Source organism: Sorangium sp. So ce385, assembly GCF_051474135.1.
In the GTDB taxonomy this organism is placed as follows: Bacteria; Myxococcota_A; Polyangia; order Polyangiales; family Polyangiaceae; genus Sorangium; species Sorangium cellulosum_D.
In genome coordinates this window covers 13524765-13542630 of the sequence record NZ_CP150337.1, presented here as the reverse complement: position 1 = coordinate 13542630, position 17866 = coordinate 13524765, and the positions used below count along the sequence as shown (strand labels likewise).

6 protein-coding genes and 1 tRNA gene are annotated in these 17866 nt (G+C 76.0%); 1 reads left to right on the top strand and 6 read right to left on the bottom strand.

The features are described 5' to 3' along the window. Positions 1–62: 62 nt before the first annotated feature. The 6 genes from WME83_RS49515 to WME83_RS49490 all read right to left on the bottom strand — a co-directional run bounded on the left by WME83_RS49515 (position 63) and on the right by WME83_RS49490 (position 16124). Positions 63–144 (bottom strand) — tRNA-Leu (locus WME83_RS49515). A 265-nt stretch (positions 145–409) separates the two neighbouring features. Further along, the gene (locus WME83_RS49510) at positions 410–1681 is read right to left on the bottom strand and encodes an ATP-binding protein (protein WP_437316689.1); all 1272 of its coding nucleotides are present in this window, start codon (positions 1679–1681) and stop codon (positions 410–412) included. A 57-nt stretch (positions 1682–1738) separates the two neighbouring features. Further along, positions 1739–3514: a carboxypeptidase-like regulatory domain-containing protein gene (locus tag WME83_RS49505; protein WP_437316688.1), complete on the bottom strand. Its 1776-nt coding sequence runs from the start codon at positions 3512–3514 to the stop codon at positions 1739–1741. A gap of 526 nt (positions 3515–4040) precedes the next feature. Beyond that, complete coding sequence (locus WME83_RS49500) at positions 4041–11852, bottom strand: hypothetical protein (RefSeq protein WP_437316687.1); 7812 nt, start codon at positions 11850–11852, stop codon at positions 4041–4043. Positions 11853–12130: 278 nt separating this feature from the next. Beyond that, positions 12131–13966, bottom strand: a complete 1836-nt coding sequence (locus WME83_RS49495) for a S49 family peptidase (protein WP_437316686.1) — start codon at positions 13964–13966, stop codon at positions 12131–12133. Between the two features lie 16 nt (positions 13967–13982). Then, entirely contained in the window at positions 13983–16124 is a 2142-nt protein-coding gene (locus tag WME83_RS49490; protein ID WP_437316685.1) for a zinc-ribbon domain-containing protein, read from the bottom strand. A gap of 534 nt (positions 16125–16658) precedes the next feature. Here WME83_RS49490 and WME83_RS49485 point away from each other — a divergent pair. After that, positions 16659–17795, top strand: coding sequence for a hypothetical protein (locus WME83_RS49485; RefSeq protein WP_437316684.1), 1137 nt, complete (start codon positions 16659–16661; stop codon positions 17793–17795). The last annotated feature ends 71 nt before the right edge of the window (positions 17796–17866 follow it).

The following is a 17866-nucleotide window of genomic DNA, read 5'->3' as shown; positions in this document are numbered from 1 at the left end:
AAGGGAATGCTTCAGCTAAGTACTCGAAAGGCCAAGGGAAACATGCGGGAACATACTACAAGTGCGAAGGGGGGGACTTGAACCCCCACGGTGTTACCCGCTAGCACCTCAAGCTAGTGCGTCTGCCAATTCCGCCACCTTCGCGAGTGGGTCGCGGGACGGAACCTACCCAGCTGGCCAGGGAAGTCAAGCTAATCCTCTCGAAGTCGTCACACGGCCGGCGCGGCGCCCAGGCTGCTCTGGCCGGCGTAGCGGCCGCGCGGCCTCGGCCGATCGTCCGCTGAGGCGCCACGCGGCCGGGACGCAACCGCGCCGGCCGACCAGGAGCAGCACCTGGAGGACGCCCTTACCCCACGAAGCGCCGCGCGAGCCCCGCGCCGCATCTCCAGACGCCGCGCCGCCGCTCCCGTCAGCGGACGAGCGCCTCGACGATCTCGCGGATCTCGAACGGCTTGCGCACCCACGACACCCCGGAGTTCGCCGGGAGGGGCGCCGCGATCGCGCTGCCGGACATCACCACGAGCCGCGCGTCGGGGTTGGCGCTGCGCACGGCGGAGACGGTGCCGAGGACATCCTGCGCGATCGGCGAGATGTCGAGCAGCGCCGCCTGGAACGGGCCGGACGCGAGCGCGCCCGGGAGCTCCACCGCGCTCTGCACGCTGACGATGCTCGCCCCGCGCGCCGTGAGCGCCGTGTCGAGCAGATCCACCACCGCGTCGTCGTCCTCGACCACCAGGATCCTCACGCCCTCGAGGACCGCCCCGGGGAGCGGCGACGTCATGCTGCGCGGCGCAGGCGGCGCCTCGTCGGCTTCCCCCTCGCCGGCCTCCGCCTCCCCTGCCTCCCCGCCGTCGCCGGGCGAGCCGCCCGCATGCGCGGGCGCGGAGCCCTCGATCGGCCAGCGCAGCTCGAAGCGGGCGCCCTCGTCCGAGGGGACGAGCGCGAGCGCGCCGCCCGCGGAGCTCGCCAGCGCCGCAGAGTGGCGCAGGCCGATGCCCGCCCCGCCAGGACGCGTCGACACGCCGGAGCTCAGCAGCGTCGCGCGGCGCGACGGCGGCACCCCAGGCCCCTGATCCGCCACCCCGACGATCACCGCCGCGCCGTCCAACCGGGCATCCACGCGCACGGCAGAGCCGCGCGGCGAGAGCGCGACCGCGTTGAGCAAGAGGTTCGTCAAGATCTGCACCACCGCGGCGCCGTTGCTCACGCACGCCCGCGCGACGTCGGGATCGATCTCGGCGCGGAGCGCGATCGACGAGCGGCGCGCCTCGGGCTCGAGCCCGGTCACCGCGTCGTCGATGACATCGGCGAGCAGCCGCGTCGGCTCGCCCAGCGGCGTCGACGCGACCTCGGCGTCGCCGGCCGGACGCCCCTCGGCGTCCGCGCCGATCGCCCGCCGGATCAGGCGGCGGGCGTCGCGCGCCCGCGACACGGCGACGCCGAGCGCGCGGCTCAGCTCAGCGCCGCGATCGGCCTGGGCCCGCTCGATGCAGCCCACGATCACCGTCAGCGCGTTGGAGACCTCGTGCAGCGCGACGGCGAGATCCTGCGCCGACGGCAGGGACGCGCTCGCGCGCTCCTCCTCGGTACGCTGCCCCGGTTCGCCGCGCAGAGGTGGCGCGAGGGTCAGGCCATCCTCTGTTGAAGGCTCCGATGTCCCACCGCGCGTCGGCTGCGCCACGGGCGCTAGCCTATCTCGCTCTGCGCTGAGCTGGTACCGCCCTTTTTCGCTCCGACTTCACCGGGTCGTCGATGGGGGGAGCGGCAGGACGTAGGAGCCGTCGGGCTCCGACCGGGTCTCGCCGATCTGGATGACCCCCGTGACCGTCCCCTGCGCGGTCTTCCACTCGACCGGCAGCCAGGCCACGACCGCGGCGTCGCCGAGCCGGTCGCCCGACGCGTCGCGGACCATGCCCTGGAGCACGGCCGGGTACGACATGGCGAGCTCCAGGTCGACGACCGCGGCGTCGGTCGGAGGGACCACCAGGCGCGGCCGCACGAGCCACGGGTAGGCGGAGCCCGGCGTCGGCCGGACCGAGAAGTCGAACTCCCCGGGGTCGGCGCCGATGGAGAACGCGCCGTTGCGCAGAACCCCGGACGCCTGCCGGGGCAGCGGCGACGCCGGGTTGAGCACCTGGTTGAGGTAGTTCGTGACCTCGCCGAGAGAGGGGACCGCGACAACGCTCGCGCCGTCCATCAGCTCGCCCGTGGGCCCCTGGACGCGGCCGCGCAGCGTCCCGGCCTCCGGGATGAGGATCGACTGGCCGCAGTAGCAGTCGTCGCCGGCGGCGAACCTGAGCGACTGCCTGGCCCTCGCCTTGGTGGTGTCGCTGATCGGCTGCGCGAAGACGACGTACTCGCCGGGCGGGAGGTCGGCCCGGAAGAGGCCGCTCGCGTCGGTCTCGGTGTCCAGCTTGTAGGCGGCGGTCGGGGCACGGTCGATGTTCGCGCTCTGGATGCGGACGGTGGAGAGCACCGGGTGGCCCTTCGCGTCGAGCGTCCGGCCCTCCACGCGGCGCGCCGCCGCGTCGAGCTGGAGCAGCGAGAGGGTCAGGTTCGCCGTGGACCCGTGGAGCGCGATCGCGGCGAGCTCCCAGTAGACCGTGGGGCGCGGCTCGCCGTCCTTGGGCCGCAGCCGGATGAGCGGGCTCTTCTGGCTCTTCTCCCTGTCGGTCCAGAAGAACTTCACGCCGAACTCGACCCGCGCCACGGTCCCCGGCGGGCTGGGCTCGCCTTGCTCGAGGACGCCGACCTGCGAGATGACGCTGCCGGTCAGGGGGTCGACGACGTCGAGCTTCCACCCGTCGACGCTCAAGCCCGCCGGCACCTGCAGGCTGCCTTGAAGCACGGCGGGAGCCTCGGCGTTGATGCCGAGCGTCCACTGCTCGGGCACCAGCTGGTTCGGCAGGAAGATCGGCGGGGGGAGGTCGTCGGGGCAGCGGCTGTCCGGCTGCGGCACCAGGTAGAGGTGATAGCTCCCGGGGGGGATCGCGAGCCGGAACCGGTGGCCATCGGAGCCGTTCGGCTCCGAGACCGCCGCGTAGCTCTGGGCGGGCAAGCCCAGCAGGGGCGCGATGCGCCGGAACTCGGCCCTCACCGGGAAGTCCCCGCCCGTGAGCGCGAGGTCGCCGCAGTAGGACCCGCCGAGGCGCAACGTGACGTCGACGCGTGCGGGCGGGGGGACCCTGAGATCGAGGGAATGCACCTGCCCGCCGGCATCGTCCGGAGGGAAGCTGCTGCCGGCGTCGAGGTCGAGGAGATGAGAGACCTCCGCGCTCACCTCGCGCGAGACGCGCGGCCGGATCTCCAGGAGGAGCCCGTCGAGGTGCGCGCTGGTCGAGACGCACGCGCGGTGCCCGTCGACCTCCGCGCAGGTCGCCCCCGGGCCACACTCGACCGACCGGTCGCAGGCGTTCGTGGGGCCGGCATCCGAGGCCTCGAGGGGGATGCTGCACGCCACCGAGGCCGGCAGGCAGGCGAACAGCAGGGCGCGCACGGCGGGTCGCGGGCTCACGGCGCCCTCCTCGCCGAGAGCGCGGCGCGCTCGGCGCAGCGCGCGCGCCGTCGCGGCGTTGTGGGGGCTGTGGGGGCGCGCGGCGGCGCCGAAAGGACGCTGGCGACCGGAAGCCGCCGAGCCGAGGAGAGGAACGCGCGCGGCCCGAACGGGTCCGCATCCGAGCAGGCGCAGGGAAAAATCACGCTGGAAAGAGAAGGCGATGTTCGTGCCAACGCGCCGCCGGCGTTCCGGGCAGCGCGAGGCGCGCGCGCCGTACGTGCCTTCGACGGAGCAGCGCGCGGCGTGCATCCTGGCCGCTGGGCGGCGCGCAACGGGCGGCGAGGCTGTGACAGCGCTGTCGCGTTGAGACAGACGCACCGAGGTGACCAGGCCGCAAACGTCGCAGCGGGGTGAAGCGTGGGCGTGCACACGGGAGACCTCGGATGGGCGGGGTGCAACAGGGGCGGTGCCGGCGCCGCGGGGCGCGCGGGCGGGCGCGGAGGACATGTCGTCGAAAGCGGCAGCGCGGCGGCTGCATCGACGCCTACGTGCCAGCGCGAAAGCGCGAGCTGCCCGTGTCGACCCGCCGGAGTGAGGGCACCGTACCGGGCTGCCATCGCGCTTCGGCGTACTCCATCCGCGTCGCGAGGCGTACGAGATCGGCGAGCTCCGGGTGCGCCGCGCACGCGGCGGCGAGCCCCTCGGGCTGGGAGAGCGGGACGGCGAGCTCCAGGCCGCGCTCCTTGATGGTCGCGCGCACCGCGGTGGCGAGGTTGCCCGCGGCGAAGAGGCCGGCGCGGCGCATCGCGGTGCGGGTCGTCTTGACGGCCGCCTCGTAGGTCATCTTGCTGGCGCTGTCGCAGATCTCGCGGAGGCGGCGCTCGGCGCGCGGAGGGATGAGCTGCCAGAGGTTCTGCTCCAGCCGCACCACGGCCGGGTTGCCGCGCGTGCTGTGCGCGGTCGCCTCCAGCGGGCCGAAGGCGGCGACGATCGCGGAGAGGAGCGTGCGGAGCTCGTCCTCGGTGCTGGTGTTCACGAGGACGTAGTCGGGCATGGCGCCGGCCAGGTGAGCGCCGAGCAGGTAGCGCAGCTCGGGGCTGTCCTCGCGGATCTCGCCCCGCAGGAGCACGGCCGGCGGGTTGACCCGGACGACCTGGCCCTCGGGCGACGGCGGAGGAGGCGACGGCGCGCGCTGGTGGAAGAGCGCGGTGCGCAGGAGACCCAGGTGGCCGGCCACGGCGCCGTAGAGCTCCCCGAGCACGGTCGGCGAGGTCGGCTGGACCCGCTCGGAGGCGACGAGCCCGGACTGGGCCGCGTCGCGGCGGTAGAGGCCGGTCTCCCAGACGAGCGCGAGCGCCTCGTTGACCGGAGACTCCAGGTCGCGGAAGAGCAGGGCGCTCACGAGCTCCGGCGCGTCGCGCTGCGCGGCGAGGAGCGGGGGCAGGACGGCGCCCTCGCCGCGCCGGTCGGACGGCTCGTCGCCCTCGAAGGCGCGCAGCACGTGCTCGATGGCGCGGGCGTAGGTCATGTTCTTGTCGGCGACCGCGGCCGCCTGGAGGCGCTCGAGGGCGCCCCGATCGCCGAGCCGCAGGTGGGCCTGCATCCGGCGGACCGCCAGCGCCTCGCGCGAGCGATCGTCGCGCGGGGCGAAGCTCTTCATGAGCCGCTCGCCCGCCTCGTACGAGCCGGCGGCGAGCTCGCGGAAGAGCGCGGCCTCCTCGAAGCTCTCGGCCGCGGACGGCGGCCACGTGGTGAGGAGCCGCGTCGCGGAGGAGGGCGGCTGGAGCGACGCCGGGGCGGAGACCGGCGGCGAGGCGTGCTGCGCGCCGGCGCCGGCGCGGCCCGAGGCGGCGCCGCTGCGCGCGACGTTGCCCGCCGCGACGCCGGAGGGCGACGCCCCCGCGGGCGGGACGGCCGCGGGCCCCTCGAGCAGGTCGTCGTCCGACAGCGCGGGGGAGCTGGCCCGCGATGCGTCGGCGGCGATCAGCGACTCGTCGAGCGGGTCGTTGAGCTCGACCAGATCGATGTTCGGATTGCCGGAAGCCGGCGCGGCGCCGCTCGCCGGCGCGCGGCTGCTCGCCGGCGCGACGCCGCTCGACGGCGCGCGGCTGCTCGCCGGCGCGGCGCCGCTCGCCGGCGCGCGGCTGCTCGCCGGCGCGGCGCCGCTCGCCGGCGCGCGGCTGCTCGCGGGCGCGACGCCGCTCGACGGCGCGCGGCTGCTCGCCGGCGCGACGCCGCTCGCCGGCGCGCGGCTGCTCGCGGGCGCGGCGCCGCCGGCCGACGGGGATGGGCCGCCGGGCTGCGCCTCGGGCGCCGCCGGGGCAGGCTCCGTGACGATGACCCGGGCCGGTCCGGCGTGCGGCACTTCCTCGGGCGGCAAGGTCGCCCGCTCGCTGGCCAGCTCGGCGTTCAGCTCGGCGATCTTCAACCCGAGCGAGCGATCCGAGCCCGCCAGCACCGTGGCCTGCGCGAGGATCTGCGCCGCGCGCTCCGGATCGCTCGACGCGTGCAGGCGCGCGAGCTGCATCAGCGCGCGCGCCCGGTCGATCCCCGAGCTCTGCGCGACGAGCTCCTCGAGGGCCTTGCGGGCGGCCTCGGGCTCGCCCCGCGAAGCCGTGAGCTCCAGCTGGCGCCGCAGCGCCAGCGCGCGCGTCTCCGGCTCCGCCGCGGCCTCCTCGAGCAGGCGCGCCGCCGTCTCGAGCTCGCCGGCGTTCTGCGCGGTCTCGGCGGCGGCGAGCGCGACGCGGCCCCGCGCGCGCATGCCCTGGAGATCGCCGCCGAGCGCGCGCTCGAACAGCGGGAGGGCGGCGGAGAAGTTCCGCTTCAGCGCGAGGCGCTCCGCCATGCCGAGCGCGACCAGCGTGCTCGGGCCGACCTCGGCGTGGCGCCGGGTCAGCTCGCGCATGCCCGCGCCGTGGCCCTGGATGACGTCGAGCGTCTCGGCCAGGAGAAACGCGTGCAGATCGACGTGCGCCGGGCGCAGGCGCGGCGCGATGCGGCCGAGCTCCTCGACCGCGGCCTGCGCGTCGCGCGGCGTCCCGGTCCCGCGCAGGCGATACTCGATGCGGCGCGCCTCGAGGACGGCGTCGGGCGAGTCCGGGGCGAGCTTCACGGCGCGGCGAGCGCGCTCGAGGGCCGTGGCGTCGTCGCCGAGCATCGAGGTGGCGCGCGCCGCCTCGACGAGCAGCTGCGCGCGCCGCTCGGGGGCGTCGCGCGACGCGCTGGCGAGCTGATCGAGCGCCGCGGCGAGCGCGTGGCCGTCGCCCTCCCGGCGGGCGATCTCGACGCGGAGCTCGATCACGGCCTCGCGCGGCGCGATGCGCGCGACGCTCTCCAGGGTGTCCTTCGCGGACTCGACGTCCCCGCCGCCGAGGTAGCTGCTGCACGCGCGGAGGTTGTACTCGGCCCGCTCGTCGGTGGTCGTCGCGAGATCGCCCAGCCTGCACCAGAGCGGGGCGGCGCGGAGCGGCGTCCCGAGCCGCTCATAGATGTCCGCGAGGAACCGGAGCGCGCTCACGTCGTCCGGCGACGCCGCGAGCAGGGCCTCGAGCTCGGCGCACGCCTCGTCGAGGAGGCCGAGGCGCTGCTCGAGCAGGGCAGCGCGCCGGAGCCGCAGCGCCCGCCGCGTGTCCGGCAGCGGGGCCGCCTCGATGCGGCGCGCGAGCAGGGCGGCGACGGCGGCGTGATCGCCGCGATCGCTCGCGTCCTGCTCGACGACCTCGAGGGCGTGCAGGTCGGTGACGTCCAGCCGGGCGATCGCCTCGTAGAGCGCCACCGCGGTGCCGCGATCGCCGAGCTCCTGGGCGAGCGGCGCGAGCTCGCGCAGCACGAGCAGCCGCTCCTCGTCGCTGGAAGCGGCGCCCTGGAGGCGCGTGAGCACGTCGAAGAGCTGCCGGCGATCGTCGCCGCGCCGGGCGAGCCGGATGAGCTCGTCGAGGTGCGCCTTGTCGAACGGGGTCTTCTGCGCGGCCTCGAGGAGGAGCTCCAGCGCGCCGTGGAGATCGCCGCCCTCGGCGAGGATGCCGGCGAGCTCGCGCGTCATCTCGAGGCGAGCGGCGCCCGTCACGTCCACGCGCGAGAGCTCGGCCTGGAGGAGCGCCTCGAGATCGCCGCCGCGCCCCTCGGCCGCGTACAGCCGCCGCAGCTGGGCGACGATCCCGGCGCGCGCCTCGCCCTGGAGCTGGCCGCCGGCGAGCGCCCGCTCGAGGGCGACGATGGCCTCGGCGCGCTGGCCCTCGCGCTCGTGCTTGTCGGCGAGGTGCAGCAGCGCCTCGAGGCGCCGCGCGACCGGCAGGGCGTCGTCCAGAGAGCGCTTCAGCGCCTCGTCGCCGCTGGCCTCGACCGCCGCCTCCGCCTCGTAGGCGAGCACGTCGTCCTCGGGCGCGCGGCGCGCCGCCTCCACGAGCAGCGCCGCCGCGACCGGCGGCACGTTCAGCGCGCCCGCGAGCTTGCTCGCCCACCTGAGCAGGCCGGGGCCGACGCTCGAGTGCGGCCTCATCGCGGCGGCGTACACGGCCGCGATGAGGTGCGACGCCGGCTCGGTCTGCCGGGCGAGCTGGCCGACGATGTCGAGCAGCGTCTGGAACTCGTCGACGTCGCCGTCGGCGAGCATCGCGCGCTCGATCGCGGCGAGCGCGAGCGCGGGCGCGTCGAGGACCTCGACGGCGATGCGCGCCATCGCGAGCCCCGCGCGGGCCCCGTCGGGGCCCTCGAGCTTCGCGATGCTGGCCTTGACCGCGCGGTCGAAGCGGATGGCCTCGACCTCCGGCTGCCCGGTGAACGCGACGAGGTCGCGGATCGCCGCGCCCACGTCCTCGACGATCGCCGGATCCGGGCGCACGACCATCGCGCGGAGCAGGATGTCGAGGCGCAGCCGGAGGCCCTCCTCCGTGCGGCCGGTGAGGGCCGCGGCGCGCTTCAGCCAGGCGTTGCGGGACGCCGGATCGGCGGTCGCCGCCACCCGCTCGAGCGCGCGCACGGCCTCCGCGGGCTCGCCGGCGTGCTCGGCGAGCCGCGCGAGCAGCACGTACGAGGTGCCCTCGGTGGGCACCGCCTCGAAGCAGGCCACGGCGTGCGAGAGCGCGAGCTCGAAGGCGCCGCGCCGCTCCAGCTGCCGCGCGGCGCGGTAATGGGCGGCGCGGCGGCCGTAGCAGCCCAGGGCCGCGTCGGCGAGCAGCCGGTAGGTCTTGTCGAGGACGGCGACGCCGCCGTCGGCGTCCGCCGACTTCTCGACGAGCGCGACGGCGTCGGCGCGGAGCGGATCCAGCTCGATCGCGCTCGCCGCCGCGGCGAGCGCCCGCTCGGGCAAGCCGTGCTCGTGCGCGAGGTTGGCGGCCTCGATCAGCAGGCTGGCGCGCCGGCGCCGCTCGGGTCCGACGTCGCCCGACCACCTGCTCTCCTCCGCGGCGGGCTGCGCTCCCCCGTCGCCCCGCGCCTCGGCGGCCCGGGCGACGATCGCGTCGATCGCGGCCTCGACGCCCGCGAACTCGCACATGTCGCGCGCGTAGCGCTCGGTCCCGCCGCTCGGCGCGATCTCGCTCGCCCGGAAGAAGGCGGCCTCGGCGCCGCGATGATCCTCCGCCAGGTCCCAGAGCAGGCTCCCGAGCTCGCGCCACGCGGCCGCCGCCTCCTCCGCGGCGTCGGCGCCCTGCGCGGTGAACGCCCGGGCCTTCGCGTCGGCCAGCGCGATGGCGCCGTCGGAGCTCAGCCCCTTGCCGAGCGGCGATGTTTCGATGCGCTGGACCCGCGCGAGGACCTCCTGGGGGTCGGCCTCCGTGGCGGCGGCGCGCGCGAGCTCCTGCGCCGCCCCGTCGGGGTCGCCGCCGTCCAGGCGACAGTCGGCGAGCATGAACATGAGCTCCGTGGCGTGCGACGCCGTGATCTCCACGGCCAGCCACCGCTCGAGCACGGTCACGGCGAGGTGCGGATCGCCGGCGCGGCGCGCGAGCTCCAAGAGCCGCTCGCGCAGGAGCGGGTTCTGCGGGCCGAAGACGTCGAGCGATCGGCGCGCGAGCGCCGTGCCGCGCTCGGGATCGAGGTCGTAGAGCGCGTGCAGCGCGCTCGCCAGCGGGGCCGCCATCTCGCCGAGCGGCTTCGGCTGCGCCAGGATCCACGCGAGCGCGTCCGAGAGCCGGGCCGCGTCGCCGGCGACCGCGGCGCGGCGGATGAGCTCCGTGGTCGCGTGGGGGGACCCGGGCCGGAGCGCGAGCCACCGCTGGGTCCACGCGAGCGCGAGCGGCAGCTCTCCCAGCGCCTCCAGCGCCCTCGCGAGGCCGTCGCAGAGCGCGCCGCGCGGGAACACCGTGGTGATGGAGCGCTCGATCGCGGCGGCGACCGCGCGATCGACCTCGAACGGGAGCGCCTCGCCCGCCTCGGCGGCGGCGGAGAGCTCCGCCGTGAGGATCGACGCGAGCGTGGCGACGGCGCGCGTGCTCGACGGATCGGCCTCGCAGGCGAGCACCGCGACCTCGCGCGCGAGCGGCGCGGCGCGCACCCGCTCGTAGAGCGCCGCCGCGACCGCGAGCAGCACCGCGCGCAGCGCCGGCCAGACCGGCGCGGCGAGCTGCACGATCGCGTCGGCGCGCTCCCGCAGGCGCCCGGCCCGCGTGGCCAGCACGAGCGCGGCGCTGGCGGCGCCGCGGTGCCCCGGCGCCTCGCCGAGCAGCGGCGACACCTCGTCGAGCGCGCGGGCGTCCTGGCCCTGCCGCCGGGCGATCGCCGACAGGAGGAGCCGCGCGCGCACCAGCTCGACCCGCGTCAGCGCGGACGCGCGGATCGCCTCGGACCTCACGGAGCGCGCGCCGTCGCCCTCCGGCGGCCGCGCCGCCTCGGCCAGCCGCGCGCGCAGCAGGGCGTCGAGCGCGGCGCCGCCCCCGGTCCGCCGGCTCACCCGATCGAGCGCCAGGAGGCAGCCGCGGTCGGTCGGGAGCGCCCGCGCGAGCCCCACGAGCGCCTCCTCGTAGGCGGCGCGCTCGTCCGGGCGGCCCCGGTAGATCACGACGAGCCGGCGGAGCGCGTCGATCCGCCCCTCGGCCGTGTCCGCGCCGCGGAGCGCGCGCTGCGCCGCGGCGAGCGCCTCGTCCTGCGCCTTGAGCCGCTCGGCGATCCGCTCGAGCCCCGCCGCGGAGCGCTCGGGGTCGCCGCCGGCGCGCTTCAGCGCCTCGAACGCCCACCGCGCGAGGCCGGGGTCGCCGATCTTCTCCTCCGCGAGGCGCGCGAGCTCCGCGAGCGCGTCGATGCGCGCCGCCGCGTCGTCCCTCGCCCTCGCGTCCGAGCCCTCGCCGATGCGGATGAGCGCCTCGACGAGGGGCGCCATGTCGTGCAGGGTCGCCGCGTGCTCGCGCAGCGCGGAGCGCGCCGCCGCGTTGCTGGAGTCGCTCGCCGCGGCCTCGATCCAGGCCTCGACGGCGCGATCGGGGCTCGCGAGCGGGCCGGCGTAGAGCCGCGCGAGCGCCGCGTACGCCTCGGCCCTCGGCGCCCCGATCCGCTGCTCGGCCCTGATTTCGAGCCGCGCGGCCACGAGCTCGTAGAGCCCTGCCTGCTCGAGCACCTCGTCGATCGCGCGGGCGGCGTCGCCGTCGACCTCCCCGTCGAGGCCCGCGTCGAGCACGCAGCCGACCGCGCGCGCCCAGTCGCCCTCGCTCGTCGCGCCCTTGAGCCGGTGGCCGTGGACCTCCGTCGCGCGCTGCAGCGCGGGCGGGCCAGCGGCCTCGCCCTCGCCGCTGGATGCCCGCGCCGCGAGCGCTTCGGCGTGCGCCCGGAGCACCTCGTCGGCGGCGCCGTGCCGGCTGCGCACGAACAGCGCGGCGGCCATCGCCTTGGCGGCTATGTCGTCGTGGGGGGCGATCTCGAAGGCGCGCAGGCGGTCCTCGAACGCCGCCTCCCGCTCGCGCGCGGCTTCGCGCCGCTTGGCCGCCTCCAGGTACGCCTTCGCTGCGGCGGTGGGGAACACCTCCTCAGACGCCCAGGCGGCGATGGTGCCGAGCAGCTCGCTCGCCATCGCGTCGTCCGGAGCCAGCTCGCTCGCCTCCTCGAGCGCGTCGACCGCGCCCGCGACGTCGCTGGCGCGCGCCAGGAGCACGGCGATCTTGACCAGCATCCGCGCCGTCGCGCCGGGCGGCTGCGCGTCGTCGCGGAGGCCGCGCAGCGCCGCTGCGGCCAGGGCCGGCTCGCCCAGCCCGGCCAGCCAGCCGGCCAGCTCGCTCCGCATCGCGGCGTCGTCGCCCAGCGAGAGCGCCCTCCGGGCCAGCGCCGCCGCCCGGTCGAGCTCGACGCCGCGCGCGGCGAGGATCCTTGCGAGGGCGAGGGCCGCCTCGCGCTCTCCTTGCGCGTCGCCGGCGGCGCGGCGCTCGTCCACGCGCGCGCGCCAGTAGGCTTCCTCAGCGCGCGGGCCGCGGTGGCGCGACACAGGCGTGACGGCTCGGCTCCCTCCGATGAGCAGCTGCCCCGCGGAGGCGGGCCCCGCTGGTTCCATCAGCTCCGGCGAATGCAGCGACCTCCGCGCGCCCGACGCTGATGCTGCCCGTTCCGGAGGTGAAGAGCTCATTTCGGCGACCCGCTTCGGGTATGCTGAACCCGATCAGCCTACCAGAACGACCATGGTACAAAGCCAATCTTCCGGTGCGATCGCGCGCCTTACCTGAGCGTCACCGCGAACGGTAGCACCGTGAGCGCCCTCTCCCCGGCCAGGAGCGGCGCCATGGAGGCGGCGAACGTCCCGATCTCCGGCGCGACGCCGAGCCACTCGGGCAGCAGGGCGCCCGCCATCGCCTCCCGAGCGCGGTCCTTCAGCGCGGCGCGGTCCGGGGCCCGCGCGGCGTCCTCGCCGGTCTCGTCGCCGGCGGCCAGGAGCTCGAGCAGGCCTCCATCGTCCTGCTCGATCTCGACCGGCGCGTCGTCGGGCAGCTCCGCCAGCTCGCGCGCGAGCGCGATCGCCCGCTCCAGCCCGCCGAGCTCATCGACGAGCGAGCGCTCGTGGGCCTCGACCCCGCCGAAGATCCGCCCCTCCGCCGACGGCGCGATCGTCTCCAGCGGGAGGTTCCGGCCCGCCGTGATGCGCTTCAGGAACAGATCGTAGACCGCCTCCATGCTGGCGAGCACGCGGGCGCGGGTGGGCTCGTCCCAGGGCGTGAGCGCCGACATGTACGCGGCGCGCGCCGCCCGCGTCGGATCCGGGTTGGCCGCGACGGTCTCCGCGTTGATCCCGATGTCCGCGAGCGCCTTCCCCACGGCGAACTTGCCGCCCACGACGCCGATCGAGCCGATGATGCTCGTCGGCTCGGCGAGGATCTTGGTGCCGGCGCAGGCCAGGTAATAGCCGCCGCTCGCCGCCATGCCGCCGATCGAGACGACCAGCGGCTTCGCCTCCCGCAGCCGCATCAGCTTCTGCCAGAGCAGATCCGACGCCAGCGCGGACCCGCCGGGCGAATCGATCCGGAGCACGACCGCCTTCGCGCTCGTGTCCTTCGTCAGGCGCGTGATGATCCGCCCGAGCTCGCGCTCGCCGATCCCGTCCGACGAGCCGAGCGGCATCCCGCTGGCGGTCATGGTGATGCCGCCGATCGCCGGCACCACCGCCACGTGCGGCGCGCCCAGCGTGCTCGCCCCCGAGATGGAGCGGAACACGTCCACGAGGCTCCGCGAGAGGCTCGGGTCGCGCGGGGCGCCGCCGAACCGCGGCACGGAGAGCTCGGTGCCGGCGAGCTTCTTCGCGTCCTCGATCGCGGCCTCGAGATCGCCGAGCTCGTCCACGAGCCCCCGCGCCTTCGCCTCCTCCGGGGCGAACGGGCCGTCCTCGACGGCCTCGCGGAGCTCCTGCTTGCCGCGCCCCTCCACGATGCCCGAGAGCCACGCCTCGCGGAGCCCGCCCAGCGCCGACTGGAGCGACTGACGCGCCTCGGGGCTCGCCCCTTCGCGCGTGAACGGCTCGCTCGCGCCCTTGAACTTCCCCACCTGGAGGAAGTCGACGTCCACGTTGAGCCTGTCGAGCAGCCCCTTCGCGAACATGAGCTGCGCCGCGATCCCCACCGTGTCGACCTGCCCGGCCGGGCTCAGCCAGAGCTTGCTGCAGGCGGCGGCCGCCAGCAGCATCGTCGCGTTGTTGTACTCGTCCGCGTGACACACGACCGGCCGCCCCGCCTTGCGGACGTCGCCGAGGATCCGGCCGATCTCGTGGGCCCGCGCGAACGCGAGGCGCGCGCTCCCGAGCCGCACGAGGAAACCCTTCGCGCTCTCGGCCTCGGCGAGCTCCCGCAACGACCGCACGAGCTGCGCATGGGTCCTGCCGCTCGGCGGGCCGAAGAGCGACGCCGACGCGCTCTCGGGGAGCCCGCGCGAGAGATCGATCTCGATGACCGCCGGCTCGTCGAGGCGCCCGGCGGGCGGGGCCGGCAGCGGCGCGGTCCGCTCCCGCCCGGTGCACCCCGCCATCGATGCCGCCGCCGCGAGGGCGACCGCACCAAACCACCGCATCCGTCGAGCTCGGCGCCTACTCATGCTTGATCCCGGGCAGATCGGAGGTGTCGATCACGGGCGCCGTCGTGCTCGGCGAGGCGGTCGGCGGCGGGTGCACGCCGGGGAGGTCGCTCGTATCGATCGTCCCCCCCGGGGCGACGTAGTCGTCCGGCACGCGGCCGTCGTCCGGCTCCGGCGCCCGGCGGACGCGCCCCGGCGCGGCCGACGAGCTCGGGCCGGGAGCGCCCGCCGCCGCCGACGAGCTCGGGCCGGGAGCGCCCGCCGCAGAGCTCTCCGGACGCGCGCTCGAGGCCGGCTCGGCGCCGCCGCTCGGCTTGTCCTGCTCGTCCGGCGCCTTCTCGACGCGGTCGATGAAGGCCCGGAGCGGACGCGCGAGCAGGTGCGGCGGGCTCATGGCGAGCAGGCGATCGTTCTCGACGCGCGCGGCCACGAGATCGCCGGACCGCGCGAGGGCATAGACGAGGAGCGCCCGCGCCCGCCCGGGGATCTGCTCGACGCTCGCCGCCGCCCGGAGCCGCTTGACGACCGTGGCCCAGCTCGGCTGAGCCTCCGCGAGATCGAGCGCGGCCAGCGTGAGGGAGTTCTCGGGTTGCGCGCTCTCGGCCGAGATCGAGGCGACGAGCTGCCGCGCCGCGGCGAGGTCCCCCTGCACCCGGAGCAGATCGATCGCGGCGCGGCTCACCTCCGGATCCGCCGGCGCGACGCGCCGCGCGTGATCGACCGCCTTGCGGGCGCGATCGATCGCGCTCTTGAGCTCGTGCCGCATCGTGTCCAGATCCGGATCGCCCTCGGCGAGCAGCTGCAGCCGCAGCCACCGCATGTCCGCGTTCACCGTCTCGACCCGGGCCAGCGCCGCGGCGACGCGCGGATCGTCCTCGGCGAGCGCGCTCGCCTTGACGAGCTTGTCCCTCGCGGTCTCGAGATCTCCCTCGGTCAGGCTCCGCTCGCCGTCGGCGAGCAGGGTCGCGACGCGATCGTCGCTCGTCGCCGGACGGGCCTGGACCGCCGGCTTGAAGTACCTCGGCCCGAGCGTCGCGACGCTCACCACCGCGAGACCGACGACGACGAGCCCGACGATCCACCGCGCGATCCCGGTCCTCTTCATCGGCAGCGAGGTGATCCGCGTGTCCCCGTCGCCGTCGTCGGCGTAGGAGGGGCCGCCGTCGGGGTCGGCGGGCGACACCAGCGGCATCGCCCCCGCCCTCCGCCCCGCGCGATCCTCGGCCGGCGCGCGCGGCGCCCCGCGCCTCGCCGCGGGGCCCTCGTCTCCCTGGCCGTCGGCCGAAGCGGGAGCGGCCGCGCGCTCGGCGCGCGGCGGCGGGGCGCTGTTCGGGATCCGCAGCGAGCCGAGCCCGGAAGCCCGCCCCTGCGCTTCACCGCCGACTTCGGCCGCCGGCTTGACGCTGCCCGGGCGCGCCTCGGCGACCCCGGCGCCGCGGAGCGTCCGCGGCTCCTGCCGGCGCGCCGGGTGCGCGTCCGGCAGCGGCGGCGCCTCCTCCGGCGGCACCACGACCCCGGGCAGGGAGCTCGGCTTGAGCATCGCCCGCGCCGGAGCGCTGGCCTCGGGCTCGAAGGCGGCGGGCAGCGTCGCGCGACGCGGCGACGGGCGCTCCTTGGCGGACTGGACCTCCCGCACGTCGCGCACGACCGTCTCGTCGTCGTGGATCGACCCGGGACCGGCCTCCGCGCTGGGCTCCGCGCGCGGGAGCGGGATCGCGACCGAGCCCTCGGTCTGCGACGGCGCCGGGCCGCCGAGCCCTGGCGGCGTCAGCGACCTCGAGCGGCCGGGCATCGGTGAAGGCCCGCCGATGCCCAGCGCGGTCCCGGCCATGACCATGCTCCCCGGGCCCTTGAAGAACGGCTCCAGCTCCGCGATCGATCCGAGCCGCCGCGGCCGCGCGTTCCCGCGCGAGATCACGTCGTCGCGGGTGACGTGGCCCTGAGAGATCGCCGCCTGAAGCTCCCGGAGCATCCTGAACTCGAGCTCCCGGCCGCCGAGGGTGCGCACCAGCCACTTCTCGGGGAGGGCGCCGTCGGTGCGGCGCACCTTGAACTGGTAGCCGCAGTTCGTGCACTTGACCGTCGTACCGCGCTCCGACACGAGCGCGTCGTCGAACTCGTACTCGGTGCTGCAACGCTCGCAGGTGACATCCATCGGCTCGACCGGTCCCCGTGTCCTCGCGAACGGCTGGCCCACAGGCGCGAGCCTGCCGGGATTCCTCGTTCGGAGGTGGCCGCCCGGAACTCGGCGGAACGGTAGCACGGGTTCCCCTGCATGCCCCAAGCGGTCCGCGCCGCGCCGCGCCATCCGGTCCGGCCGCCGCGAGCTCGCCGCCGAGCGCCGGCCGCGCGAGCCCCCCGCCGCGAGCCACCCGCGGCGAGCCACCCGCCACGGCCACCCGCGCCAAGCCCCCCGCCGCGAGCCACCCGCCACGGCCACCCGCCGCGTCCACCCGCCGCGAGCCAGCCTCCGCCGGGCGCGGCGCATCCGCCGCGAACCGTCGCGCGCGCGGGCCACATCCCGACGTGAACGCGGCTTCACGGCGCGCGCGCGGGCCGCCGAATTGCGCGGCGTCTCGCCGGGGTTGTTCGGGGCATGTCGCTTGCTACGCTCGTCCGGTCGCGACCGTCACGCGCGAGGGCGCCGCCCCTCGACGCCGGGCGGCCGAATGCCTTCGGGAGACGGTGAATGAAGCGACTTACTCTGCTGGGTCTCGCGAGCGTGCTGGCGCCCCTCCTCGCGGGTTGCCCCATCTACGATGACGCCGACAGCCACTTCTGTGATGCAGAGGACTGCGGGCCCGGCATCCCGAGCTCGGACGGCTGTGACGAGCCGGCCGACTGCGGGGTCAACGAGACCTGCGGCGAAGACAACGAATGTCACGTCGGCGACTGCACCGCCTGGGGGTGTAGCGACGGCTTCGAGTGCGTCGTCGACGACGATCACACCGCCTCGTGCGTCGCGACCGGCTCCACCGGGCAAGGCGGCGGCGGCGGCGGCGGCGGTGGCGGCGGCAGCGACGCGGTGTACTGCGGCAACCCCGACGACTGCGCCGAGGGCGAGACCTGCGCGCCGGACGGCACCTGCCAGCCGGGCAGCTGCGATCAGGGCCTCCCGAGCGGCGAGCCCCTCGGGTGCATCCACGGCTACGTCTGCGAGGGCGCGGGCGACGACGCGACCTGCGTCCCGGCGACCCCGGCCGCGTGCGGCGCCGACGCCGACTGCGCCAGCCTCGGCGCCGACTACCTCTGCGTGAGCGGCATCTGCACCGCGCCTCAGGACCAGTGCTTCGACCAGACCCAGTGTCCGGTCAACGACAAGTGCGTCGAGGGCAAATGCACGCCCGCCTGCAGCGAGGACGCGGACTGCCCCAGCAGCTACCGCTGCGACACAACCCTCGGCATCTGCTCCCAGCCTGCGCAGCCCTGCGTCATCACCGACGACTGCGGCGGCCCCTCTGCCGTCTGCGTCGACGGCGCCTGCGTCCCGAGGAGCGACGGCGGAGACTGCCCCGAGGGCGACGTCTGGGTCGAGAACGGCTGCATCCCGAATCAGTCGAGCAACTTCGTGTGCGGCGAGGATGGGGCGCAGGACGTCTGCGCGCCGGGGTCGATCTGCCTGCACCACAGCTGCTACATCTCGTGCGGCCCGTCGAACCCGAACGCCTGCGACAACCAGTCGCCCTCGCTGAGCGAGTGCAGGACCGTGACGACGTTCTCCGGCGTGCATCAGGTGTGCGGGTCGAGCGAGAACCTCGGCGGCGAGTGCGATCCCGAGACGTCCTGCGCCGACGGCGGGATCTGCGTCGACGGCTTCTGCCGCTGACGCCGCGGCGCTCCCCAGCGCCACCCTGGATCTCGGGCAGGGCGCCCGCGCGCCCTGCTCCCTTCGTGCGC

Bases quoted from the DNA above. Each gene is read 5' to 3' on its own strand.
- WME83_RS49490 (WP_437316685.1), bottom strand. From the start codon at position 16,124: ATGGATGTCACCTGCGAGCGTTGCAGCACCGAGTACGAGTTCGACGAC.
- WME83_RS49485 (WP_437316684.1), top strand. From the start codon at position 16,659: ATGAAGCGACTTACTCTGCTGGGTCTCGCGAGCGTGCTGGCGCCCCTC.
- WME83_RS49495 (WP_437316686.1), bottom strand. From the start codon at position 13,966: ATGCGGTGGTTTGGTGCGGTCGCCCTCGCGGCGGCGGCATCGATGGCG.